This is a genomic window from Caulobacter sp. BK020 (genome assembly GCF_004342605.1).
Taxonomy (GTDB): Bacteria; Pseudomonadota; Alphaproteobacteria; order Caulobacterales; family Caulobacteraceae; genus Caulobacter.
In genome coordinates this window covers 141883-166723 of sequence record NZ_SLZL01000004.1, presented here as the reverse complement: position 1 = coordinate 166723, position 24841 = coordinate 141883, and the positions used below count along the sequence as shown (strand labels likewise).

General features: G+C 70.0%; 18 protein-coding genes. 8 read left to right on the top strand and 10 right to left on the bottom strand.

What is annotated here, in order from left to right; translation table 11 throughout:
• Positions 1–57 precede the first annotated feature (57 nt).
• A complete protein-coding gene (locus tag EV278_RS06600) occupies positions 58–1428 on the bottom strand; it encodes a cation:proton antiporter (protein ID WP_132088342.1) in 1371 nt (456 codons plus the stop codon).
• Between the two features lie 206 nt (positions 1429–1634).
• Between EV278_RS06600 and EV278_RS06595 the strand changes: the two genes are divergently transcribed.
• From EV278_RS06595 to EV278_RS06585, 3 genes are all read left to right on the top strand, one after another.
• The gene (locus tag EV278_RS06595) at positions 1635–1877 is read left to right on the top strand and encodes a type II toxin-antitoxin system Phd/YefM family antitoxin (RefSeq protein ID WP_132088339.1); all 243 of its coding nucleotides are present in this window, start codon (positions 1635–1637) and stop codon (positions 1875–1877) included.
• Entirely contained in the window at positions 1877–2374 is a 498-nt protein-coding gene (locus tag EV278_RS06590) for a type II toxin-antitoxin system VapC family toxin (RefSeq protein ID WP_132088336.1), read from the top strand. Before EV278_RS06595 ends, EV278_RS06590 begins: the two co-directional genes overlap by 1 nt.
• 209 nt (positions 2375–2583) lie before the next feature.
• Entirely contained in the window at positions 2584–3690 is a 1107-nt protein-coding gene (locus EV278_RS06585) for a LacI family DNA-binding transcriptional regulator (protein WP_243692109.1), read from the top strand.
• 1 nt (position 3691) lies between these two features.
• Here the strand turns inward: EV278_RS06585 and EV278_RS06580 are convergent, their stop codons facing one another.
• Genes EV278_RS06580 through EV278_RS06570 form a run of 3 tightly spaced genes read right to left on the bottom strand, consistent with a single transcriptional unit; the run spans position 3692 to position 7093 of the window.
• The gene (locus EV278_RS06580; RefSeq protein WP_132088333.1) at positions 3692–4624 is read right to left on the bottom strand and encodes an ROK family protein; all 933 of its coding nucleotides are present in this window, start codon (positions 4622–4624) and stop codon (positions 3692–3694) included.
• Positions 4621–5832: a glycoside hydrolase family 88 protein gene (locus tag EV278_RS06575; protein WP_132088330.1), complete on the bottom strand. Its 1212-nt coding sequence runs from the start codon at positions 5830–5832 to the stop codon at positions 4621–4623. Before EV278_RS06575 ends, EV278_RS06580 begins: the two co-directional genes overlap by 4 nt.
• A gap of 4 nt (positions 5833–5836) precedes the next feature.
• On the bottom strand, positions 5837–7093 hold the full coding sequence (locus EV278_RS06570; protein WP_132088327.1) for an oligosaccharide MFS transporter: 1257 nt from the start codon (positions 7091–7093) through the stop codon (positions 5837–5839).
• Positions 7094–7534: 441 nt separating this feature from the next.
• On the opposite strand from EV278_RS06570, the gene EV278_RS06565 reads away from it, so the two are divergent.
• From EV278_RS06565 to EV278_RS06545, 5 genes are all read left to right on the top strand, one after another.
• The gene (locus EV278_RS06565; protein ID WP_132088324.1) at positions 7535–8995 is read left to right on the top strand and encodes a glycosyl hydrolase family 28 protein; all 1461 of its coding nucleotides are present in this window, start codon (positions 7535–7537) and stop codon (positions 8993–8995) included.
• Positions 8996–9153: 158 nt separating this feature from the next.
• Positions 9154–10158, top strand: coding sequence for a LacI family DNA-binding transcriptional regulator (locus tag EV278_RS06560; RefSeq protein WP_243692108.1), 1005 nt, complete (start codon positions 9154–9156; stop codon positions 10156–10158).
• 215 nt (positions 10159–10373) lie between these two features.
• The gene (locus tag EV278_RS06555) at positions 10374–12344 is read left to right on the top strand and encodes a glycoside hydrolase family 97 protein (RefSeq protein ID WP_132088320.1); all 1971 of its coding nucleotides are present in this window, start codon (positions 10374–10376) and stop codon (positions 12342–12344) included.
• 11 nt (positions 12345–12355) lie between these two features.
• A complete protein-coding gene (locus tag EV278_RS06550) occupies positions 12356–14074 on the top strand; it encodes a glycoside hydrolase 43 family protein (protein WP_132088317.1) in 1719 nt (572 codons plus the stop codon).
• 339 nt (positions 14075–14413) lie between these two features.
• A complete protein-coding gene (locus EV278_RS06545) occupies positions 14414–17356 on the top strand; it encodes a TonB-dependent receptor (protein WP_132088314.1) in 2943 nt (980 codons plus the stop codon).
• A gap of 69 nt (positions 17357–17425) precedes the next feature.
• On the opposite strand, the gene EV278_RS06540 is transcribed toward EV278_RS06545, so the two are convergent.
• From EV278_RS06540 to EV278_RS06515, 6 genes are all read right to left on the bottom strand, one after another.
• Complete coding sequence (locus EV278_RS06540; RefSeq protein WP_132088311.1) at positions 17426–20590, bottom strand: CusA/CzcA family heavy metal efflux RND transporter; 3165 nt, start codon at positions 20588–20590, stop codon at positions 17426–17428.
• Between the two features lie 4 nt (positions 20591–20594).
• Positions 20595–21752 carry an efflux RND transporter periplasmic adaptor subunit gene (locus EV278_RS06535; protein ID WP_243692107.1) on the bottom strand — a complete coding sequence of 386 codons (1158 nt, stop codon included), beginning with the start codon at positions 21750–21752 and terminating at the stop codon, positions 20595–20597.
• Positions 21749–22993, bottom strand: coding sequence for a TolC family protein (locus tag EV278_RS06530; RefSeq protein ID WP_132088308.1), 1245 nt, complete (start codon positions 22991–22993; stop codon positions 21749–21751). Before EV278_RS06530 ends, EV278_RS06535 begins: the two co-directional genes overlap by 4 nt.
• Positions 22994–23044: 51 nt before the next feature.
• Entirely contained in the window at positions 23045–23416 is a 372-nt protein-coding gene (locus EV278_RS06525) for a hypothetical protein (RefSeq protein WP_132088305.1), read from the bottom strand.
• A 65-nt stretch (positions 23417–23481) separates the two neighbouring features.
• Positions 23482–23883, bottom strand: coding sequence for a DUF2147 domain-containing protein (locus EV278_RS06520; protein ID WP_132088302.1), 402 nt, complete (start codon positions 23881–23883; stop codon positions 23482–23484).
• Positions 23883–24743 (bottom strand): metal-dependent hydrolase, encoded by an 861-nt coding sequence (locus EV278_RS06515; RefSeq protein ID WP_132088299.1) that lies wholly within the window; start codon positions 24741–24743, stop codon positions 23883–23885. The genes EV278_RS06520 and EV278_RS06515 overlap by 1 nt, the downstream gene beginning before the upstream one ends.
• Positions 24744–24841: the final 98 nt, after the last annotated feature.

Below are 24841 nucleotides of genomic sequence, written 5' to 3'. Positions count from 1 at the left end.
AAGGAGCCCTCGCTCCGGTCAGGGAGCGAGGGCAGGGAAGCGACTTTTGAGGCCGGATCAGGCGGCCTTGGCGATGGCCCCGTCGATGGCGTCCAGCTCGCCGGTTTCCCGGGCCTTCTTGCCGTAGACCACCTCGAACAGCGGGCTGGCCATCACCGTGGTGACGATCGCCATCAGCACCAGCATCGAGAACAGGGTCGGGCCGATGATGCCCTTCTGCAGGCCGATGTTGATGATGATCAGCTCCATCAGGCCGCGCGAGTTCATCAGGGCGCCGATGCCCATCGCGGTCGCGTGGTTCTCGCCGGTCAGGCGGGCGGCGGCGTAGCAGGCGCCCCACTTGGCCAGGATCGAGCAGGCCAGAACGCCCAGGGCGATCAGCAGCAGGGTCGGCGAGTTGACCATGTCCATCCGGGTGTTCAGGCCCGAATAGGTGAAGAACATCGGCAGCAGCAGGACGACGGCGATCGGCTCGACCTTCTTCTTCAGCTCCTGCACCAGCAAGCCGCGCGGCATCACGACGCCAAGGATGAAGCCGCCGAAGATGGCGTGAATGCCGACCGCGTCCATCAGGAAGGCCGAGACGCAGAAGGCCAGGATGATCATGGCCAGGACCGAGGTGCTCATCTGGCCCTCGCGTTCGACCATGCGGCCCAGCGGCGCCAGGATCTTGGGGCCCAGGATCGTCACGAACGCGACCCAGGCCAGGCCGCCGCCGATGGCCAGCACCGCCACGCCGGGCCCGCCGCCGAAGGTGGCCAGGACCACGGCCAGCACGCACCACGACACGGCGTCGTCGAAGGCGCCGGCGGTCAGGGACAGGGTGCCCAGCGAGGTCCTGGCCAGGCCGCGCTCGTTGATGATCCGGGCCAGCATCGGGAAAGCGGTCAGGGCGATGCAGGCGCCCATGAACAGGGTGGCGGCGCCCTGGCCGATGGTCGGGGCGAACAGGCCGGGGACCTTCAGCAGGAACGGCGTGATGATCGCGGCGATCAGGAAGGGCGCAGCGATGCCGGCGAACGACACGCTCATGGCGCTCTTGGCCTTGGCCTTGAAGTGGTCGGCCTGGAAGCTGGTGCCGACCATGAACATGTAGAGCCCCACGCCCAGCTGGGCGCCGACATACAGCACGTTCTTGGTTTCCTTGGGGAACAGCATGCCCTGGAAGTGCGGGAACAGCAGGCCCAGCAGGGACGGGCCCAGCACCACGCCGGCGATCATCTCGCCGACCACCTGCGGCTGCCGAAGCAGCTTCTGACCCAGCCAGCCGACCACGCGGCAGGCCAGGACGATGACGGCCAGCTGCAGGAAGAAGTGCACGCTGAAATCGCCGGGCGTGAAGCTGTGCGCGGCGACCTTGGTGGCCGGCCCGTGCGGGTTCAGGACGCCCGTCACGGTGCTGACGAGGCTGGATACGATGTCGGACAAGTGTGTCCCCCCTTGTGAATCCTCTCGGCGTTGGTTCGCCGTTGGACCCAAGCCGCGCAGAATTGGATTTTCGCCGCAAGCCGAAATCGTGTTTTTGACGCCGCTGTACAGAAGATTGTTTTTGCTGGCGAATTTCCTGTTGCCCGAACGCCACAACGTAGTAACGTGCCTACAAGACAGCCTTGTCAATGTAGGTATGTAGGCACATGAAGGTCATCTCCAGTCGTGACTTCAACCAGGATGTCAGCCAGGCCAAGCGCGCCGCGCGGATCGAGCCGGTGTTCGTCACCGACCGGGGCCGGACCACCCATGTGCTGATGAGCATTGAGGCCTATCGCAAGCTGTCGGGCCAGAGCGAGACGATCGTCGACCTGCTGGCCATGGCCGCGCCGGTCGCCCTGGACGTGGCCGAGACGCGGTCGGACGAAGCCTGGGATCGGCGTGGCTGATGTACCTGCTGGACACCGACATCGTCCTTGAACTGCGCAAGGCCAAGGGCGGCGGGACCGACCCAGGCCTGGCCGGCTGGGCGGCCGCCCAGGCCCGGTCCAGCCTGTTCATCTCGGCGATCACCCTGCTGGAGCTGGAGACCGGCGCGGCGCGGGTCGAGCGCAAGGACAAGGCGGCAGGCCTGGCCCTGCGCGCCTGGCTGAACGACCAGGTCGTCGTCGCCTTCGAGGGCCGCATCCTGCCGGTCGACGCCGCCGTGGTCCGGGGGCGAGGCCGCCTGCCGCTGACCGACGCCCGCGACGCCCTGCTGGCGGCCACCGCCCTGGAGCACGGCCTGACCCTGGTCACCCGTGACGTCGCGGCCTTCAAGGTCAACCGGCTGAAGCTGTTCAATCCGTGGGGCTACAAGCCCGAGGCGCTGGACGACAACGAAGACTGGGGCCAGGCCGCCAAGGCCGGGTCGCAGTGGCTGCGGAACATCTTCGTGCGGGGATGAGATCGCGCCGTGGCGGCGCGAGGGCCCGATTCACGCCGCCGCGGCGCCCGACGAAAACTTGCCAAGCCCTTCTGGGACTGAGAAGTTATCGATAACGAACGAGAGGCGCTGGAATCGGTCGGCAGCTTGGCGCGGCCGGCCGCTCGCCCTTGGCGGGGCGCGGATCATGGCCGCGACCCTCTCGTCCACAACGCTCAAGGAGCCCGCACTTGGCCAAGGGCAAGACCAAAGTCGAAACGCCCCCGGCGGCGGAGTCCGGGCGAGCGGTGACCATCCACGACGTGGCGCGCTACGCCGGCGTGGCCTCGATGACCGTGTCGCGCGTCGTCAACGGAAACAGCTATGTCAGCGACGCCATGCGCGAGCGGGTGCAGGCGGCGATCAAGGCGCTGAACTACTCGCCCAACCTGGCGGCGCGCAACACCCGGGCGGGCAGCACGGGGCCGCGCGTCGGCGTGCTCTACAGCAACCCCAGCGCCTCCTACCTCAGCGAGGTCATGCTGGGCGGCATCGAGCAGAGCTCCAGGCTGGGCACCCAACTGGTGCTGGAGCGCTCGACCGGCCTGGCCAGCCAGAAGGCCGCCGTACGCCGCCTGCTGGACCAGGGGGTGGACGGGGTGATCCTGCCCCCGCCGCTCTGCGACTCCCGCCCGACCATCAACATGCTTCACGCAGCCGGCGTGAAGGTCCTGGCCCTGGCCACGGCCCGGCCGATGCACGACGTCTCGTCGGTGCGCATCGACGACTACCAGGGCGCGGCGGCCATGACCCGTCACCTGATCGAGCTGGGCCATTCGCGGATCGGCTTCGTCAAGGGCGATCCGCAGCACACGCCCACCCAACTGCGCTACGAAGGCTTCGTCGACGCCATGACCGCCGCCGGCCTGCCGGTCGATCCCGACTGGGTGGTGCAGGGCCAGTTCACCTATCGCTCGGGTCTGGCCGCGGCCGAGTTGCTGCTCAGCCCGGACGAGCGGCCCACGGCGTTGTTCGCCAGCAACGACGACATGGCCGCCGCCGCCCTGGCCGTGGCCCACGGGCTGCAGATCGCCGTGCCCGAGGCCCTGACCGTCGTCGGCTTCGACGACACGCCGATCGCCAGCACCGTCTGGCCCGAACTGACCACCATTCACCAGCCGATCAGCGCCATGGGCCGGGCGGCGGTGTCGCTGATCGTCGATGAGATCAAGGCCGAACGGGCCGGAAACACGCCCGGCCCGACCCATCAGCTGATGAAGTTCACCCTGGTCAAGCGCGGCTCGTCGGGCCCGGCGCCGACCAAGGCCCCGCCGCGCCGCCATGCCGTGAAGGCGTAACCTAAGCTGGCGCCAGAATGGCCGCCTGGATGTTGGGATGGTCGTTCCACAGCCGCGCGGCGCCGCGCACGCCCGAGGCGTCGCCCCAGCGGGCCGGCGCGATGCGGGCCGACCAGCGGTCGGAGAACACCCGGGACGCGATCAGGGCCGGCAGGCGCTCGTAGATCTCGCCGACATTGGACAGGCCGCCGCCGAGCACCAGCACGTCGGGATCGGCGATGTTGACCAGCACGGCGATGGCCCGGCCCAGCCGGTCGACATAGCGGTCGAACGCGGCGACGGCGGCGGGCTCGCCCTCGCGGAAGCGGCCGATGATCGCCTCGCCCGTGGCCCGGAGGCCGGTGGCGGCGGCGAAGTCGTGCTGCAGGCCGGTGCCCGACACCCACATCTCCAGGCAGCCGTGCTGGCCGCACCAGCACCGCGGGCCCGGAAGCTCCTGCGCCGTCGGCCAGGGCAGGGGGATGTGGCCCCACTCGCCGGCGACGCCGTTGGGGCCCTCGACCAGGCGTCCGTCCACGGCGAGGCCGCCGCCGCACCCGGTGCCCAGGATGATGGCGAAGGCGACGCGCGCCCCGGCGGCGGCCCCGTCGACCGCCTCGGACAGGGCCAGGCAGTTGGCGTCGTTGGCCAGGCGCACCTCACGGCCCAGGGCGGCGGTCAGGTCCTCGCGGAAGGTGCGGCCGTTCAGATAGACCGAGTTGGAATTGCGCATCACGCCGGTGGTCGGCGAGATTGAGCCGGGCGCGCCGACGCCGATCGTGCCGCGGCCGCCGGCCTGCTGCTCGACCTGGGCGATCAGGTCGCGCACGGTCTCGATGGCCGCCTCATAGGCGCCGGGATTGGGGGCTCGCACCCGCGCCAGATAGGCGCCATGGGCGTCCAGGGCGGCGGCCTCGACCTTGGTCCCACCGAAATCGACACCGACCTGGATCACCAGTAGGGCTCCCAGGCGCGCGTCAGCCGGACCAGGGCCTCAAGGAAGAAGTAGTCGCCCCAGATGCAGGCCTCGTCGACGCCCACGCCGTTGGGCATGTGATAGACCGCGTGGGCCAGGACGCCCGTACCAGGCGGTCCGTGCGGCAGCAGGTAGCGCGTTCCCAGGGTCTGGACGGTCGCCACGGCCGCGCCCTCGTAGGCGGCGCGGTCGGGATCGGTCAGGGGCAGTCCTCGGGTCAGCTCCAGCAGGCCGCAGGCGGCGATCGCCGCCGCCGAGCTGTCGCGCTCGTGCGGCGCGGCGGTGAACACCAGGTCCCAGCAGCAGATCAGGTCCGCCGGCAGGCGGTTGAGATAATAGTTGGCCAGGCGGGCGCTGAGGGCCAGCAGCGCCGGATCGGCCTTGTAGCGATGGACCAGCGGAAAGCCGCTGATGCCCCAGGCCTGGCCGCGCGCCCAGCAGGAACTGTCGCTGTGACCCTGGTGGGTCTTGCCCATCCGTGGCGCGCCGGTGACGGGATCCATGAAGAAGGTGTGGAAGGTCGAGCTGTCGGGCCGCACGATATGGCGGGCGGCCTGCTCGATATGGCGGTCGGCAGCGTCGGCGAAGGCCCGGTCGCCGGTCACCTGGCTGGCCCAGTAGAGCAGCGGCAGGTTTAGGTTGCAGTCGATGATCATCCGGCCGGCCTGGGCGGGATCGTCGAGGTCGCCCCAGGCCTGGATGATGCCCGCCTGGGGCAGGTAGCGGGCCAGAAGCAGGCGCGCGGCCGCCAGCGCGGCGTCGCGCGCCATGGTGTCGCCGGTCAGCTTGTAGGCCGCCACGCACGACAGCGAATAGAGGAAGCCCAGGTCGTGGTGATCGACGTTGATCCGGCGATCGACGCGGTCCTTGAAGCTTTGCACCTGCCGTTCGGCGGCCTGGCGGTAGCGCGCCTCGCCGCTGACCTCGTAGGCCAGCCACAGCATGCCGGTCCAGAAGCCGTTGGTCCATTCCACATTGTCGATGGCGGGATAGACCCCGCCGGTGCTGGACGGCGCCGGGAAGGCGTCGGTGAACACCGCCAGGTTGGCGTCGATGCGCTCCAGCACCGCGGCCAGGATGGCGTCCAGGGCGGCGCGGTCGGGCGCGTGGCGTTCCAAGGTCTCCCGCAGCCTCAGCGGCTCGCGGGCGGGTGTTTCGGTGGTCGGCAAGGGAGAGGTCGGGGACATGGATTCAGTCGACCTTGGCTAGATCGGCGTCGGGGAGGGCGGTCTTGAGCGCTGGGTCGGCCCTGTTCGCCGAGGTGGCCGTCGGCGACAGGGTGAACAGCGAGGCGGTCCAGAACAGCGCCGCGCCGAGGGCGATCAGCAGGTAGGTGTGGGGAAAGCCGATCAGGTCGTAGGACTTGCCCACGAGCGGCGACAGGACGGCCAGGCCCAGAGAGTGACCGAAGCTGACCCCGACCAGGTAGAGGGTCGAGGCCAGCCGGGCCTCGAAATGAGCGGCGATGTAGCGGAAGATCGACACCGCCAGGATCGGCAGCTCCAGCGAATGGAGCATCTTCATCGCCGAGATCGCCACCGGCCCCTCGACGAGGCCCGAGCCAGCGATGCGGAAGATCATGATCGCGGCCGCCAGCAACAGGCCGTTCTTCGCGCCCGTGCGGTTGACGATGAACGGGGCCACGAACAGCATCCCCGCCTCGACGAAGATCTGGGCCGAGTTGAGGTAGCCGAACATCGCCGCGCCGTGCTTGGGATCGGCGAACTGCGAGGCGTAGTAGGCGGGAAACTGCTGGTCGAAGACCAGGTAGAGGTTCGTCACCCCCAGGATCAACACCATGAAGCCCCAGAACTTGGGCAGTTTCAGGATGGCCAGGGCGTCCAGCGGCTTGAGGCTTTCCGAGCGGGCCTGCTCGTCGGCGGCGCCCTCGACCCGGGTCATGGCCAGGATCGGCAGCAGCAGAAGGCCGGCCAGTGAGGCCAGGGAGAAGTTGATCAGCGGGTCGATGTTGTAGAGCCGGCCCGAGAAGAACGCCGCGAAGGCGAAGCCCAGCGAGCCCCACAGCCGGGCGCGGCTGTACTCGAACCCGTCCTTGCGGCCGACGCGGTCGACATAGGATTCCAGGGCGTAGCTTCCGGCGATGAAGGTGACGCCCAGATAGAGCCCGCCCAGCGCCGCGCCCAGCAGGATGTTGGTCTTCAGCAGCGGGCCGTAGACGAAGGCGAAGAAGGCGCCCGACAGCATCACCAGGGCGGCGATCACCCACAGGATGGTCTTCCGAAAGCCGACCTTGTCGGACAGGAAGCCGTAGATCGGCTGCGAGGCCATGGCGAAGACGAAGTTGGCCGAGAACACCACGCCGGTCTGGGCGCCGGTCAGGCCGAGGGTGCGCTTGAGCCACAGGGCCAGCAGCGAGATGCTCATCGCCTGGGCGAAGAAGTAGAGGAACAGAAAGGCGCTGAGCAGCGCGTAGTTCTTCTTTTTCATAGCCTTCAGCGACTCCTCCCCCGTTTGACGCCAGGCGGCGGCGCGGCTCTGGAGCCGCTCGGGTCGTCCTGTGATAATCGAAAAGAGATATCGATACCAATCAAAATCCTTCGAGACGACGCCGAACAAAAAGGGCTTGCCGTCCAGTGATGATATCGATAACAGTTGCGGCGGGCCCCTAGGCCCCTGTCCTGCGAATTTTCTCGGGTGGATTTTCCTGACTCCGGGAACGGGGCGCTTGGCTTGGCCGGCGCCCCGTGTTTTTCCAGCGATGTCGAAGGGCGACGACAGCGCCATGCGAGCCCAGGTCCCGGCGGGTCCTATCCCCAAGTCGACGCTAGGCTTGGAGCAGGCTAGTGACACGCCCCGCCGACTTGGACTATGACCTCGTGATATCGATATCAAGTGGCGGCGCTCCAGCCGCCCTCGGGGAGTGACGCCATGCGCAGACAGAAGGGTTCCCAATCGGCGGCCAGGATGCTGGCCGCGTCCCTGCTCATGGCGCTGGGACTTTCGGGCGCCGCCGTCGCCCAGAGCGATACCGACCCGGCCGGTACGACGCAGGCCGATCCCGACCTGCAGATCTACGCCACCCCGCCCGCCAAGCTGGTCTACAGCCTGCACAGCGACGACTTCACGGTGCGGGTCCGGCGCCCGGGCGGGCCCTGGCGCGATCTCTACGAGTACAACATCAAGGTCGACCAGGACCGTCCGCACGACGCCTCGCTGGTCCAGTTCGATTTCCGCGGGACCGTCGAGGTCGCGGTCCAGAAGAACAACGGCGACTTCCGGAGGGTCGAGGTTCGGCCCCGGCGCAACGCGGTCAAGACCACGGTGAAGGGCGGCGTCGTCTATTTCACCCTCGATCGGCCGCAGAACCTTTCGGTGGAGTTCGACGGCGACCGCCTGGGCAACCTGCACATCCTGGCGGGCGAGCCGATCGCCCCACCGGCGCCCGGTCCCGGCGTCGTCGTCTACGGACCCGGCCTGCACGTCCCGCCGGATGGCGCGACGTCGTTCCCGGCGGCCTCCAACCAGACGATCTACCTGGCGGGCGGCGCGCTGATGCAGGGCGTGTTCCAGCCGAACAAGGTCGAGAACCTCAAGATCATCGGCCACGGGATGTTCCTGGAGTCCGACCAGCTGGTGGTCCAGGACTCGAAGGCCGTGCTGATCGAGGGGCCGACCTTTCTCAATCCGACGCACGGCTCGCTGGCGTGCAGCGGGTCCAGCCAGGTGCGGTTCCGCGACATCAAGGCGTTCGGCAAGGGTCCGTGGTCGGACGGGATCAACGTCTTCGCCTGCCAGGACGTCGATATCGACCGGGCCTTCATCCGCACCTCGGACGACAGCGTCGCCATCTACGCCACCCGCAAGAACGGCGTGGGCGACACGCGCCGCGTGCGGGTCAGCCGTTCGATCTTCTGGCCCGACGTCGCCCACGCCATGTTCGTCGGCCTGCACGGCGACAGCGCCAAGCCCAACACCCTGGAAGACATCGTCTTCGACGACATCGACGTGCTGAACCTCGACGAGGACGACCCGGAATACGAGGGCGCGATGGCCATCAGCGCCGGCGACACCAACACTGTCCGCGACGTCACGTTCAGCAACATCCGCGTGGACCACGTCGAGGAGGGCAAGCTGATCAATCTGCGGGTGGTCTATAACGCCAAGTACAGCACCAGTCCGGGCCTGCTGATCGACGGCGTCCACTTCAGGAACGTCAGCTATACGGGCTCGGGCTGGGCTGGGCCCTCGATCATCGCCGGCTATGCTCCGGACCGGCCGGTGCGCAACGTGACCTTCGACAACGTCACGATCGCCGGCCGCAAGCTGACCGGACCAGCGCCCGAGATCCTCGAGGTCGGCCCCTATGTGAGCGGCCTTTCCTTCAGATAGGTCGGCGACCGGGACGGCCGCACGCCGTCCCGGTTGCGCCTCGTCGATTTAGCCTAGGCGGTTGAAGGCAAATCTTGGCTAGAATGCCCCGGAAAAGACCGTTCGCGCCCGCGACGATCCACGGGGAGAGCCTTTTGAGCGGAAAACGACGACCCGGCGTGACCCTTCACGACGTCGCCAGGCATGCCGGCGTCTCCTCGATGACGGTCTCGCGGGTGATCAACGACTACGCCTTCATCAGCGAGGCGTCGCGGGCCAAGGTGCTGAAGTCGATCGAGGCGCTCGGCTATCGTCCCAACGCCGTGGCGCGGGCGACCCGGACCGGCGTCGTCCAGGTCGGGGTGCTGTATTCCAATCCCAACTCGTCCAATCTCAGCGCCTTCCTGATGGGCGCCTTCCGCAAGGCCGGTGAGATCGGCTGCCAGCTCCTGATCGAGCCGACGGCCGCCCATCCGACCCCGGCGCGGGCGGTGGCCAAGCTGATCGACGCGGGGGTCGGCGCCGTGGTCCTGCCGCCGCCGCTGTGCGACGACGCCAAGATCCTCAAGCTGCTGGCCGCCGCCGGCGTCGGGCCCGTCAGCTTCGCCACCGCCAGGCCGTCGCCGGGCGTGACCTCCGTCGCGATCGACGACTTCGAGGGCGCGGCGATGATGACCCGCCACCTGATCGAATTGGGCCACGTCGACATCGCCCTTGTCCGGGGCGACCCGTCGCACTCGACCTCGACGCGGCGCGAGGAGGGTTTTCGGGCGACGATGGCGCAAGCCGGCCTGGCCGTGCCCGACGCCTATGTCGTCGAAGGCGCCTTCACCTATCGCTCGGGCCTGACGGCGGCGAGCCAGTTGCTGGGCCTGCGCCGCCGGCCGTCGGCGATCTTCGCCAGCAACGACGACATGGCCGCGGCCGTCAGCGCCGTCGCCCACGGCATGGGAATCGCCGTGCCGACCGAGCTCAGCATCGCCGGCTTCGACGACACGCCCGTCGCTTCGACCATCTGGCCGCAGCTGACCACCATCCACCAGCCGATCGCCGACATGGCCGCCACCGCCGTGGAACTGGCCGCCGGCCTGACCCGCCGCGACGCCGACGACGAGGCGCGCAAGCATGTCCTGGCCGAACTGACCCTGGTCGTTCGTCAATCGACCGCGCCGCCCGCCGGCTGAGACGGGCTCGCGCGTCGCAGTTCGGCCCGTCGAGATTGACGCTTTTAGAGAAGGAATGATATCGATATCAATCGCTCGCCCGATCGATAGCGGCGACCAAGGAAAACAGGCCGCGGCCCAGGCGCCGAAGGCCAGACCGTCTGGGAGGCGTCGATGATCAGCCCGTTCTTCAAGCGCGTTCGCGCCTGCCTTACGTGCGGATCCGGAGCGCGCCGATGATCCGTCCGCCCGTCGACCGCCGCCGCTTCGTGCTGCTGGCCGCCGCCGCGAGCGCGCCGCTTGGCGCGGCGAGCATGGCGCTGGCCAAGCCGACGGCGGTCTCCGCGCCTCTACGAGCGGTCTCACCAGATGGTCGGGTGCGGCTGGAACTGGACACGCGGCAGGGCCGGTTGTCCTGGAGCGTCGCTCACGACGGACGCGCGGTTCTCCGCCCGAGCCGATTGGGCCTGGCCCTGGCCGGCGGCGACCAGCTTGGGGCGGGGGCGAGCGTCGTCTCGGTGTCGCGGCGGCGACTGGCGGGGACCTGGACCCCGACCTTCGGCGTGAAGGCGACCTACAGCCAGGCCTGCGAAGAGATCACTGTTGACCTGCGCGATCCGAGGACCGGCATCGCCTTCGCCGTAGTCGCCAGGGCCTACGACGCCGGCTGCGCGGTCCGCTACGTCCTGCGCCAGGCGCCAGGCGGGCAGGGCGTGACCGTGGGCGGCGAGGCCACGACCTTCAACCTGCCGCCCGGCGTCGAGGTCTATTCCAGCCGCGACGAAGGCGAGTACCAGCGCTCGACGCCCGCGGCCCTGGCGCCGGTCGTGCATCCGGACCTGACGGGCAGCTCCGACGTCGGCCCGCTGGCCGACCTGCCAGTCACCGCCGTGGCGGGGGACGGAAGCGCGGTGCTGATCGCCGAGTCCGACCGGCTGCACTATCCGCGCGCCATGCTGCGTCCGGCCGCCGACCCCGCCGACGGCCTGGCGGTCCACCTGATGCGCTATCCGGGCCGCGCCACGGGCTGGTCGGGTCCGGGCGACACCCCGCCGGCCCCGACCTTCCGGCTCGACGTCGGCCAGGCCACGCCCTGGCGCGCCTTGATCCTGGCCGACAACGTCGCTGGCCTGATCGAGCGCGCCGACCTGATCCCCACCCTGGCCACGCCCAACATGCTGGGCGACGTCAGCTGGGTGAAGCCGGGCAGGGCGGTGCGGATCCGCAAGCCCTACAGTACTGAAGCGGCCCTGAAGGTGGTCGAGTTCGCGGCCGCGCGGAAGCTCGACTATGTCGAGTTCGACGCCCATTGGTACGGCGACGGCACCGATCCCGGCGACGCCACCGTCCCGATCGCCGGGCTGGACATGCAGCGCATCATCGACGCGGCGCGCGCCAAGGGGATCGGCATGATCCTTTATGTCGATCGCGTGCCGGCCATGCGCCAGCGGGACGCGATCCTGGACACCTATCGCCGCTGGGGCGTGGCGGGGATCAAGTTCGGCTTCGTCTGGGAGGGACGGCAGGCCGACAACGACTTCATCTTCGACCTGGTCAAGGCGTGCGGCGAGCACCGGCTGCTGGTCAATCTGCACGACAACCTGCGCCCGGCCGGGCTTGAGCGGACCCTGCCCAATTACGTGGCCCTGGAGGGCGTGCGCGGCAACGAGCAGTTCCCGACCGCCCGCCATAACGTCACCCTGCCGTTCACGCGCGCGGTGGCTGGCCCGATCGACTACACGATCTGCTACGCCAACCCGAAGAACCAGACGACCAACGCCCACCAGCTGGCGATGGCGGCGGTCTACTACAATCCGCTGACCTTCCTGTATTGGTACGACACGCCGGACAAGTACGCCGGCCGAGCCTGGCCCGACCTGCAATGGTTCGACGAATGCCCGACCACCTGGGACGAGACCCGGGCCCTGTCGGGCGCGATCGGCGAGCATGTCATGGTGGCCCGCCGCCACGGCAAGCGCTGGTTTCTAGGGGCGATGACCAACGAGGCGCCGCGCGTCCTGAAGGCGCCGCTGGGGTTCCTGGGGCGCGGGCAGTGGATGGCGACGGTGTTCGCGGACGGTCCTCGCGCCGACGCCGCGTTCGAGACGCCGGTGGTGATCCGCAAGATCCCCGTCACCAGCGCGACCGTGCTGTCGCTGGCGCTGGCGCCCAGCGGCGGTCAGGCTGTCCTGTTCGAGCCCCTGTAGCGGAGACGCCCGTGCCCTGGACCAAATCCATCGTGGGCGTACTCTTGGCCTGCGCCGCGAGCACACCGGCCCTGGCCCAGGCGGGGCCCCCCGCGTTCGCGGCCGACCAGGGGGACGGGACCTATCGCAACCCGGTGCTGGCCGGCGACTACTCCGATCCCGACGTCGTCCGGGTGGGCGATGCCTACTATCTGACCGCCTCATCGTTCACCAACGTGCCCGGCCTGCCGATCCTGAAATCGACCGACCTGGTCAACTGGACGCTGATCGGCCACGCCCTGCCTCGGATCACCCCCGTGGCCCATCACGCCACGCCGCGGCGCGGCGGCGGCGTCTGGGCGCCGGCCATCCGTCACCACGACGGCAAGTTCATGATCTACTATCCCGACCCGGACTTCGGGATCTTCCTCGTGACGGCGACTGACCCGGCCGGGCCCTGGAGCCCGCCGGTGCTGGTCGACGACAGCAAGGGAGCCATCGACCCGGCCCCGTTCTGGGACGACGACGGCCAGGGCTGGCTAGTGCACGCCTGGGCCGGCAGCCGGGCGGGGTTCAGCAACGTCATCACCGCGCGGCGCCTGAACGCGGCGGGGGACAGGACGGTCGGCGAGCCGGCCACCCTGATCGACGGCGCCAAGCTTCCGCAGGTCGCCACCACCTTCGGGCCGTCGCCCTGGTTCACCACCGAAGGGCCCAAGCTCTACAAGCGCGACGGCTGGTACTACATCTTCGCTCCGGCCGGCAGTGTGAAGGGCGGCTGGCAGGGGGTGTTCCGGTCCCGCGCACTGCTGGGTCCCTACGAGGGCCGCAACGTGCTCGACCAGGGCAAGACCCAGATCAACGGACCTCACCAAGGCGCCTGGGTGACGACGCCCAAGGGGGAGGACTGGTTCCTGCACTTCCAGGACACCGACTCCTACGGCCGGCGGGTCTGGCTGGAGCCCATGGCCTGGAAGAAGGGCTGGCCCGTGATCGGCCAGGACCTCGACGGCGACGGCCGGGGCGAGCCGGTGCTGCGCTGGCGCAAGCCCAGGGCGGACGGGACTCAGACGCCGGTCGCGGTCCAGGCCAGCGACAGCTTCGACGGCGCCCTGTCTTTGGCCTGGCAGTGGAACGCCAATCCCGGCGACGACTGGGCCAGTCTGACCGCCAAGCCAGGCGCCCTGCGCCTGAAATCCATCTCCTCGCCGGAGAACCTGTGGGAAGCCGGCGCGCTGCTGACCCAGAAGCTGCCCGGACCGAGCTTCAGCGCGACGACCCGGATCGGCTTCGCGCCCAAGGCGGTGGGCGAGCGCGCCGGCCTGGTGATGTTCGGCGCCGACTACGCCTGGATCGGCCTGGAGAAGACGGCCGAGGGCGTGCGCCTGGTCCGGGTGGACCGAGTGGGGGCCGACGCCTTCCAGCCCGAGCGCGTCACGGTCGGCCTGGCCTCGGCGCCGGCCAGCGTCTATCTGAGGCTCAGCGCCTCGCCGGTCACCGTCGCCGACCCGCCGCCGAGTTTCGCGCACTACGCGCCCTCGATGCTGCGCTCCACTCATGCCCGGGTCGTGTTCAGCTACAGCCTCGACGGGGTGTCCTATACGCCGCTGGGCGAGCCGTTCGTCAGCAGGCCGGGGCGATGGGTGGGCGCGCAGATGGGCGTCTTCAGCCAGGCCGCCGCGGGGCGGCCGGCCTTCACCGCCACGCGGATCGGATGGACCGACGTCGAGTCGTTCGAGGTCTCGCCCTAGCCGCCTCAAGCCCGGGGGCGCGCGAATGATATCGATAACTACCCTTGCGTGCGCTCAGGCTGGCTGGGGCGTCATTTTGTCTCAGCCAAGCCGATAAACGCGCATTAGTAGGACAATTGACATATTGCCATTTGTCTTGATATCGATAACAGTACTTCAGCGGCGCAGATGGCCGCCAAGACGAAAAACGAAACGGCTTCGGCGTCGCCGCGGGTCGTTCAGGAGCGAAACGAAGAGGCCAACCGCAACTGCGTTCGAGCGTCACGGCGGGGCCGGGCGCGCCTTACGCCAACGTCGCCCCAGCCGGGCGGTGCAACGAGACAACACGGAGGGGAAACCATGTCGAAGCCAACCCATTACCGATCGACCCATCACCGGCTCCTGGCCACCGCGTCCATGACCGCCCTACTGGCGGTCGGCGGGACGGCGGCGGCCAACGCCCAGACGGCGCCCGCGCCCGTCAATGACACGGCCGTCGAGGAGGTGGTCGTCACCGGCATCCGCCAGAGCCTGCAGTCGGCGGTGTCGATGAAGAAGAACACCATGGAAGTGGTGGACTCCATCCGGGCCGAGGACATCGGCAAGCTGCCCGACCCCAACGTCGCCGAGACCCTGACCCGCGTGCCGGGCGTGCAAGGCTACCGCTACGGCGGCGAAGGCGCCTCGCCGGTCGGCGTCGGCTCGGGCCTGACCATCCGCGGCCTGTCGGGCCAGACGGCGTCGCAGGTCGACGGCCGCGCCTATTTCACCGCCGGCGGCAGCGAGTTCAACATCGAGGCCGCCATCCCGGGCATGATCGCCGGGCTCGACGTCTACAAGAACCCCTCGGCCGAGCACATCGAGGGCGGCATCGGCGGCCTGGTCGACGTCCGCACCCGTCGTCCGCTGGACCTGAAGGGCTTCACGGCCAGCGCCGCGATCAGCGGCAAGTACAACGACATGGTCAAGAGCCTGCAGCCGGAATATTTCGGTCTGGTCGCCAACCGCTGGAACGTCGGCGAGGGCGAGATGGGCCTGCTGCTGGCGGGCAACTACCAGAAGAGCTGGAACCGCTCGGACAACGCCCCGGGCCCCGGCGGTACGAACCTGCGCCGGGTGGCGGCGGCCAACAGCAGCGACTGCAGCGCCGCCAACCTGGGCTCGGCCTATAACGCCTCCCTCGCCGGTCGTTCGGATCTCAACTGCCTGCTGACCGTCAGCAACGCCGACGCCCTGGCCATGACCCCGGCCCAACGCGCCAACCTGGTCAACTTCGCCGGCGTGCAGGTCAACCAGAACGAGGAAGACATCCAGCGCACCCGCAAGGGCCTTAACGGCGCGTTCCAGTGGAAGCCGAAGCCGAACCTCGAATTCTACATCGACGGCAACTACAACTCGTATCTCTATCACCAGAGCTACCGGTTCCTGAACTCGAGCGACAGCCGCTACGTCCAGAACCTGACGACCACGCCATTCAGCACCACCGAAGGCCTGGCCAGCCGCAACGCCAACGGCGGGGAGGACGCGGTCCTGGCCGGGCAGCGCTTCGCCAGCGGCACGTTCGTCGGCTCGACCTTCAGCAGCACCGGCGGCGAGGAGCACCGCCTCTACAAGACCTGGATCCTGGCCGGCGGCTCCAAGTGGAGCCCGACCGACGACCTGGACCTGAAGCTGGACATCTCCTACGTCAAGGCCGACCAGCACCAGGACAATCGCGCGGTCGCCATGGTCCCCCGCGCCGGCCTGACCTGGAACACCACCCGCGCCATCGGCCTGCCGCAACAGGTCTCGATCTCGGGTCCGGATCTGGGCAGCCCGAGCACCTGGGTGCTCCAGAACTACGCCAATGGCACTAACAACGTCTATGACGACGCCGGCCTGGCCGCCCAGTTCGACGGCAAGTACAAGCTGCACGACAGCTTCATCGAGGACATCAAGTTCGGCACGCGCTATTATCGAAAGAAGTCGAAGTTCTATAACTACTCGTTCAGCGGCAAGAACCTGACGACCGACGGCGCCGCCCTGGCGGCCAACCAGTCGAATGGCATCTTCGCCACTAGCGTCGCGGACCTGGTCAACGGCTCGCACACCAACTGGCTGGACGGCGACGCCGGCTACGGCGGCGGCTTCCTGACCTTCAACCCGGACGCACTGCTGGGCGACAATGTCCGCAACCGCTTCCCCCTGGCCGGCATCCCGGCCGAGGACTCGCTGCCCGAGATCGTCCAGTCGCGCCGCCTGGCGACCGAGCAGACCTTCGCCGGCTATGGCGTCGCCGACTTCTCGTTCCTGAACGACAAGATCCGCGGCAACATCGGCGCCCGGGTGGTCCGCACCGAACTGGACGCTGAGGCCCGGATCTTCGACGCCACCGGCTCGATCGTCCCCAACAAGAGCAGCAACGCCTATACGGACATCCTGCCGACCTTCAACGTCACCGGCTATATCACGCCCGACACCCTGGTGCGGTTCGGTTACGGCCAGGGCCTGACGCGCCCCAGCGTCGGCGACATCAATCCGACGATCTCCGTCAACACCACCAATGGCACCGGATCGCAGGGCAACGCCGACCTGGCGCCACTGCGGGCCGACAGCTACGACCTGTCGTTCGAGAAGTACTTCAACAACACCAGCTACGTGTCCGCCGCGCTGTTCTACAAGGACGTCAAGGGCTTCGTCCTGGGCGTCGAAGAATGCCAGACCGTCGCGATCGCCGCGCCCTATTCGGGCACGACGCCGAACAGCTGCCCCACCGGCCAATATCGCGTCACCAAGCCGGTCAACGCCCAGCCGGGCTACGCCAAGGGCTTCGAACTGGCCTTCCAGACCTTCTTTGACTACGGCTTCCTGCCGGACGTCCTGAAGAACTTTGGCGTCCAGGGCTCCTACACCTACGTCAAGACCGAACTGCCCCTGAAGCTGACCGGCGCCTCGGGGCCTGTCACCAACGTCCGCCAGCCGTTCCAGTCGGACAACAACTACAGCATCGCCGGCCTCTACGAGAACGACTTCATGTCGGCGCGCCTGGTCTACACCTACCGCTCCGACTTCGTGCTGTTCGGGGTCGCGGCCAACCCGATCGACGGCCGTTACCTGAAGGGCTACGGCCTGCTCGACGCGTCGGTGAACTTCAACCTGCGCAAGGACCTAACCCTGTCGGTCACGGCGTCGAACCTCACCAACAAGGCGCCCCAGCGCTATGTGGGCGAGCCCGACAACGGCTACGACACCGACATCCTGCGCCAGTCCTTCATGAACGGCCGCATCTACGGGGTGAGCCTCCGCTACAAGTTCGGCGGCTAGACCCGATCCTGCATCCTCCCCCTGCTGCGCCGCCCCTCGGGGCGGCGCTTTTTTGTGGGTAGCCCTCGGTCAAGTGGACCGACGGCGCCGCGCCGCCAGCCAGGCCGCGAAGACGGGCAGGGCCAGCAGGGTCAGGGCGGTGGAGGTCAGCAGGCCGCCGATCACCACCGTGGCCAGAGGCTTCTGCACCTCGGCGCCCGGACCGATGGCGACGGCCATCGGCAGGAAGCCCAGCATGGCGACCAGGGCCGTGGTCAGCACCGCCCGCAGGCGGCCGACCGTGCCCGTGACCACCGCCTCGACGGGGTCGAGCCCCCCGGCCAATTGCTGCCGGATGCTCTGCATCAGCACCAGGCCGTTCAGCGTCGCCACGCCCGACACCGCGATAAAACCGACCGCGGCCGAGATCGAGAACGGCGTGCCCCGCAGCGCCAGGGCCGTCGCGCCGCCGACCAGGGCCAGGGGCACGCAGGCGAAGACCAGCGCCGCCTCCGCCGCCGAACCCAGGGCGAAATAGAGCAGAACGGTGATCACCAGGAACACGACCGGCACGATCACCATCAGTCGCGCCGAAGCCCGCTCCAGGTTCTCGAACTGGCCGCCCCAGTCCAGCCAGGAGCCGGCGGGCAGGGGGACCTCCTCACGCACGGCGGCCTTGGCGTCGGCGACGAAGCCGCCCAGGTCGCGGCCGCGGACATTGGCCTGGACGACGATCCGGCGCTTGCCGTTCTCGCGGCTGATCTGGTTGGGGCCCTCGGCGGCGTCGAAACGGGCCACGGCCGACAGCGGGATCGCCGCCGCGCCGGGCGCCGCGCCCTCCGGCATGACCGGAAGCTGGCCCATCACCGCCGGGTCGTTGCGGCGCTGCTCGTCCAGGCGCACCACGACGTCGAACCGCCGGTCGCCTTCCAGGATGTGACCCGCCTCGCGTCCGCCCAGGCCGATGGCCAGGGCGTCGGCGGCGTCGCTGGCGTGGACGCCCAGGGCGGCGGCGGCCGTGCGGTCAACCGTGGCCGTGATCGTCGGCTGACCCGAGACCTGCTCGACCTTGACGTCGGCCGCGCCCCGCACCCCGCGCAGGGCCTTGGCCACCTTCCGGGCGGTCTGGTCCATGACCGCGAAGTCGTCGCCATAGACATTGACGGCGACGTCCGACCGGACCCCGGCGATCAGTTCGTTGAAGCGCATCTGGATCGGCTGAGTGAACTCGTAGGCGTTGCCCAGATGCCGGCCCAGCGCGCCCTCCATGCGTGCGACCAGCTCGGCCTTGGGCAGGCGCGGGTCGGGCCATTGCCTGCGCGGCTTGAGGATCACGAAGGTGTCCGAGGCGCTGGGCGGCATCGGGTCCGAGGCGATCTCGGCCGTGCCCGTGCGGGTGAACACCAGGGCCACCTCGGGCATGGCCGCCAGGGTCTTCTCGACCCGGAACTGCATGGCCTGGCTCTGTTCCAGCGAGATCGACGGCACGCGCGAGGCCTGGACCATCAGGTCGCCCTCGTCGAGCGTCGGGATGAACTCGCGGCCCAGGCTCAGGAAGGCGGCGACGCCGATCAGCAGCGCCACGCCCGCGCCCGCCGCCACCGCGACCGGTCGGGCGACCAGGCGACGGAGCAGGGGCTCGAACCGCGTCCGGGCGGCGGTCATCAACCGCGTCTCGCCGTGGCCCTTGGGCTCGCCGATCAGCAGGGCGGCCATGGCGGGCACGAAGGTCAGGGACAGCAGGAAGGCGCCGGCCAGGGCGAACATCACCGTGGCGGCCATCGGCCCGAACATCTTGCCCTCGACTCCTTCAAAGGCCAGCAGCGGGGCGTAGACCATCAGGATGATCGCCTGGCCGAAGGCGGCGGGCCGCGCCATTTCACAGGCCGAGGACGCGGCGATCTCGATCCGCTCGCGGGCGTCCAGCGGCCGGCCAAGGTCCTTCCGCCGCAGCGCCAGCCGGCCCAGGGTGTTCTCGATCACCACCACCGCCCCGTCGACGATCAGGCCGAAGTCCAGCGCCCCCAGGCTCATCAGATTGCCGCTGATTCCGAAGCGCCGCATGGCGATGGCGGCGAACAGGAACGACAGCGGGATGACCAGGGCGGTGATGATCGCCGCCCGGATATTGCCCAGGGCCACGAACAGGACCGCGATGACCAGCAGGGCGCCGAAGGCCAGGTTGTGCTCGACGGTGGCGATGGTGGCGTCGACCAGGTCGGTGCGGTCCAGCACCGGCTTGACCACCACGCCGGCCGGCAGGCTGGCCTGGATCTCCTTCAGGCGCTCGCCGACGCGCGCGGCGACGGTGCGGCTGTTCTCGCCAGCCAGCATCAGGGCGGTGCCGATCACCACCTCGCGTCCCGCCTCGCTGGCCGAGCCCAGCCTCGGGGCCTGGCCGATGACGACGGTGGCCACGTCCGAGACCCGGATCACCGCCGCCCCGCGCCGCCCGACCGGGGTCTCGGCCAGTTCGGCCAAGGTCTTCACCCGGGCGTCGGCGCGGACGATATAGGCCTCGCCGCCGCGCTGGACATAGCCCGCGCCCTCGACGCGGTTGGCGTGCTCCAGCGCCTCGATCAGCTGCGGCAGGCTGACGCCGAACGCCGACAGCCTGGCCGGGTCGGGCTGGACGACGTACTGCTTGACGTAGCCGCCCAGCACGTCGACCCCGGCCACGCCGTTAAGGGTCTTCAGTTGCGGCGCGACGATCCAGTCCTGGACCGTGCGCAGATAGGTGGCCTTTTCAACGTCGGTGGTCAGGCGGTCGCCCTCGGGAGTGACATAGACCGCGCCCGGCCGCGCCGCCGGGCCCGACAGCTCGACCGTCCAGATATAGACCTCGCCCAGTCCCGTGACCGGCGGTCCCATGGCCGGCTCCAGCCCCTCAGGCAGGCTGGCGCGGGCCGCCTGCAGCCGCTCGTTGATCAGACTTCGAGCCCGATAGAGGTCGGTGGCCTCGGTGAACACCGCGGTGATCTGCGAGAAGCCGTGCCGCGAAAGAGATCGGGTTTCGACCAGGCCCGGAACGCCGGCCAGGGCCGTCTCGACCGGGAAGGTCACTTGGCGCTCGACCTCCTCGGGGCCGAGGGCCGGGGCCACGGTGTTGATCTGCACCTGGCGGTTGGTGATGTCGGGGACCGCGTCGATGGGCAGGCCGGCCAATTGGCTTGCGCCATAGGCCATCAGGGCCGAGGCCAGCAGGGCGACGATCCAGCGGAAGCGGACGGAGAGTTCGATCAGGCGCGCGAGCATGGTCTCAGTCCTCGTGTCCGGCTTCGCTCTTGCCGAGCTCGGCCTTGAGCAGGAAGGCGCCCTTGCCGGCGACGCGTTCGGCTCCGGTCAGGCCGCGCAGGATCTCGGTGGAGCCGGCGGCGGTCCGGCCCGGGGTCACCGGCCTGGCGCGGAAGCCGCCCGGCTCGACCACGAAGACGACCGGACGGCCCTCGACCGTCTGGACCGCCTCGCTGGGCACGATGATCGTGCCGCCCGCGTCGGCGCCCGTCGTGACCCGCGCCGAGACGACGGATCCGACCGGCGCGGTCCGGCCCGAGGGCGTCGCCCGGACGATGGCCGTATTGGCCCCGGAGGCGCCGGGCGCCACGGCGCTGATCGTGGCCGGGGCCTGCTGGCCGTCGGGAGTCTGCACCTGGATGACCTGGCCCAGGCGGATCGAGCCCGCCGCGGCCGCCGGGGCGTCGAAGACGTATTCGGCGTGGCTCGGATCGGCGATCTCGGCCACCAAGGCGCCTTGGGCCAGGAAGCCGCCGACCTGGGTGTCCAGCCGCGTGACCACGCCGTTGATCGGGCTGCGCAGGACCGTGACGCCGTCGGCGCCGGGCCCGCCCATGGCGCGGATCTGGGCCTGGGCGGCGCGCTGGTCGGCCTGGGCCTTCTCGGCGGCGGCCTGGCTGGCCTCCCAGTCCTGGCGCGAGACCACACCGGCCTCGAACAGGCGACGGTCGCGGCTGGCGGCGGCCTGGGCGGCCTTGGCGTCGGCGCTGGCGGCGTCGAGGCTGGCGCGGCCCGAGGCGGCGTCGGCGCTGCGCAAGGTGACGATCGGCGATCCGGCGGCCACGGCTGCGCCGGCCGTGACGTGGATCCGCTCCACCGCGCCCGACACCGGCGCGCCCAGGGCGGCCAGGGCGTTGGCGGCTAAAGTCACCCGCCCGGGCAGCAGGATGTCGCCGCCGCCGCCGCGCCCCGGAGTGACGATCGAGACCCCTGCCGCCGCCGCGTCGGCCGGCTTCAGCGGCACGAGGCCCGCGTCGCCGTGCGCCGGGTGCGCTTCGCCTTCCGGCTCGGGAGCGGGGGAGATGGCCGGGCCGCCTTGCAGCCAGTGGGCGGCGCCGTAGCCGAGTCCGGCGGCGGCCATCACGGCGATCGCCGGGACGATGAGGGAGCGGCGAGCGATCACGGTTGGTCTCCGAAGGGGATGCGCCCCTGGGCGCGGGCGAGGTCGGCCAGCGCCTTGACGCGGGCCAGCTTGGTGTCGACGGCGCGTCCCCTCGCGGCGATCAGGTCACGGCGGGCGGCCAGCACTTCGGACAGCGGAAGGCGGCCGGAGTCGTAGCCGATGCGGGCCAGGCGATAGGCCTCGGCGGCGGCCGTTTCGGCCTGGCGGGAAGCGTCCAGGGTCTGGTCGGCGGCGGCGACCTGGGCGGCCGCGGCGCGGCGGTCGCCGTCCTGTTCGGCCTGGGCCATGGCCAGCCGGGCCTCGGCCGCCTGGGCGTCGGCCGTGGCGGCCGCGACCGCGCCCCGGTTGCGGTCGAACAGCGGCAGGGGCGCGGAGACCCCGAACACCGCCGCCGTGGCGTCCTCGTCCTGGAACTGGCGGACCCCGAAGCTGACGGTGAGATCGGGCGTGCGCCTCGCCCGCTCCAGGGCGATCCGGCGCTGGGCGGCGTCGCGTTCGGCGCGCGCGGCGGCGATGGCCGGGCTGAAGGCGGGCTGCGGCGACGCGGTCGCCGAGACGGACTCAAGCAAGCCGCCTGTCACCGCCGTATAGCTGGCGGCCGAGCCGGCCAGCGCGCTCAGCCGGGCCAGGGCCGTTTCGGCGTCCGCCTGGGCCGCGCCCTGTTCGGCCCGCGCCGTGGCCAGTCCCGCCTCGGCCTGGACGGCTCGGACCTTGGCCTCCCTGCCGTTGTCGACCAGCAGGTGGGCGGCCTGGGCGTCGGCCTGGGCCAGGTCGACGTTGTCGCGGGCGATCGCCAGGCGCCGCTGCGCCGCCTCGGCGGCGGCGTAGGCCAGCGCCAGGTCCCGGGCGAAATCGACCTGGCCCAGGGCGGCGCGGGCCTGGGCGGCGGCGAGCTCGGCCTTGGCCGCCGAGGTCCGCGCGGCGCGCTTGCCGCCCAGCTCCAGCGGCTGCTCGATCGACAGGGTTGTCTCGGCCCCGCCGAAGCCCTTGTAGGGGCCGGAGCCGGTGATGTTCTCGACCGTCAGGCCCAGTGTCGGGTTGGGACGGGCGGCGGCCTGGGCCGCCTGGCCCTCGGCGGCGCGGATCTCGGCGGCGCCGAGGGCGAGCCGGGGGGCGGAGGTTTGGGCCTGTTTCAGCAGGTCCGGGAAGGCAGGGGCGGTCTGGGCCGCGGCCGAGGCGCAGAGCACCCCGGACGCGACGCCGGCCAAGGCCGCGCGCAGCGACCATCGGTTCGATGACATGGAGATTCCTCGCGATGGATGGACGACGGCGCGCCCAAGGCGCGCGGGTCGTCAGCCGCGAGGCGGTCGATCGGGTCCGGACAGCGTGCGCGACGCCAGCGCCTGGGCGGAAATCGCCGCGTGTTCGGAGAGGGTAGAGAGGGGCCTCGAAACCGACCCGACGGGCGCGTCGAGCATGGCGCCGCCGTGGTGGCAGTGCCCGCCGACGCAGCAGGCGGCCTCGCAAGTCGCGCCGTGGTCACGCGGGTCGGCCTGGACCGCCTGGCCGGCGTCCATGCCCGTCTCGACGCTGGCGATCGGCGCGATGGAGCCGTCGCAGACGCAGGCGGCCATGCTCACCGATGGGGCGACGACGAGCAGCGCCAGGACGCAGGCGGCCAACAGGCCGCCCAGGTTCCGCCACCATGTCATCTTCGGACGCATGGCGGCCCCTATAGCTTTGGCGATCGCCCTTGAGAACGCGTTACATGATTACACCGCCGCCGGTCTCAGCTGGCGCGGCGCCAGGTCTGGGTCTTGCAGAAGGGGGGGACGATGCAGCCCTTCAGGCTCAGCGAGCCGTCCGGGCGCAGGGTCATGACGCCCTTGTAGGTGCCGCCGTCCTCCGGATTGTACACCCAGCCGTCGCCCCAATGGCCCGGACCAAGGGCTCGGACCTTCATGAACATCAGGTTGCGCAGCGGCCGGCCGCGCTGGGCCGCGTCGCGGTTGCGGACGTCCTTCTGGCCGGGATCGGCCTGGATGTGCGGCGAGGTGACGATGTAGCCGCACAGGCCGTCGCCGCAGCGCTCCAGCCGGACGGTCGAGCCGCCGTCGCCCGGCGCGTTCCACAGGCCGATAACGTCGGCGGGGGCCGCGCTCACGGTCGCGGCCAGCGCCAGGGCGGCCATCACGCCACCGCCTCCGCGGGGGCGTAGGCCGCCGAAAGGTCCCGCTCGGCCTGGCGCATCAGCGCCCGGTCGTCATGCTGCCAGGGATGGAAGCCCGGCCGGAAGTAGGAGAAATAGGCCCCCAGCACCTGCCTGAGCATGCCCGGCTTGACCAGCATGAAGCGCAGGAGCCGACGCCAGCTGCCGGCGTTGTTGATGCCGTCGGCGGTGAAGATGTCGCCGATATTGCTGCCGACCGTCGCGAACAGAAGGCGCGTGGCGGCGATCATGGTCATGGTGCGCAGCGTCCAGCGCCGCCAGGCGGGCAGCCGCGCGGCGGCCAGCATGAAGGTGTCGTAGGCCACGGCCTTGTGCTCGACCTCCTCGATCGCATGCCAGCGCCACATGGCCTTGGCTTCGTCCGAAGCCCCCTCCAGGTGGCGCGGATCGGCCAGCAGCGCATGGGCCAGGATGGCGGTGAAGTGCTCTAGCGCGACGGTGGCGCCCAGCTGCTGCAGCGGCGGGCGGCTGCGGGCGAAGGCCAGGCGGTCGCGCGTGCGCTGCTCCATGGCCGCCACGTCGAAGCCGTGGTCGGCGACCTGCTTGTTGAAGAACAGGTGCTCGCGGGTGTGCATCGCCTCCTGGGCCAGGAAGCCGGCGATCTGCTGGCGCAGCTCCGGCGACGCCACGTTGCGATAGTGACGGACCGCGTCCATGAAGAACCGCTCCCCCAGGGGGAAGGTCACCGACAGGGCGTTGTAGAAGGCCGTGCCCACCGGGTCGCCGCCCAGCCACCAGCGGCTGGCGGGCGTTTCGCGGCCGAAGGCCATGTCGCGGGCGCGGATGTCGAGATCCGACGGGGTCTTGTCCAGTTTGCGCATCAAAGGGACTCCTGGCGCGCCGTCATCGACGGCGGCGGGTGTGAGGGCGCGCGGGCGGCCACGCGCCTGGCGTGACGGAGGCTCCGCGCGAGGGGGAG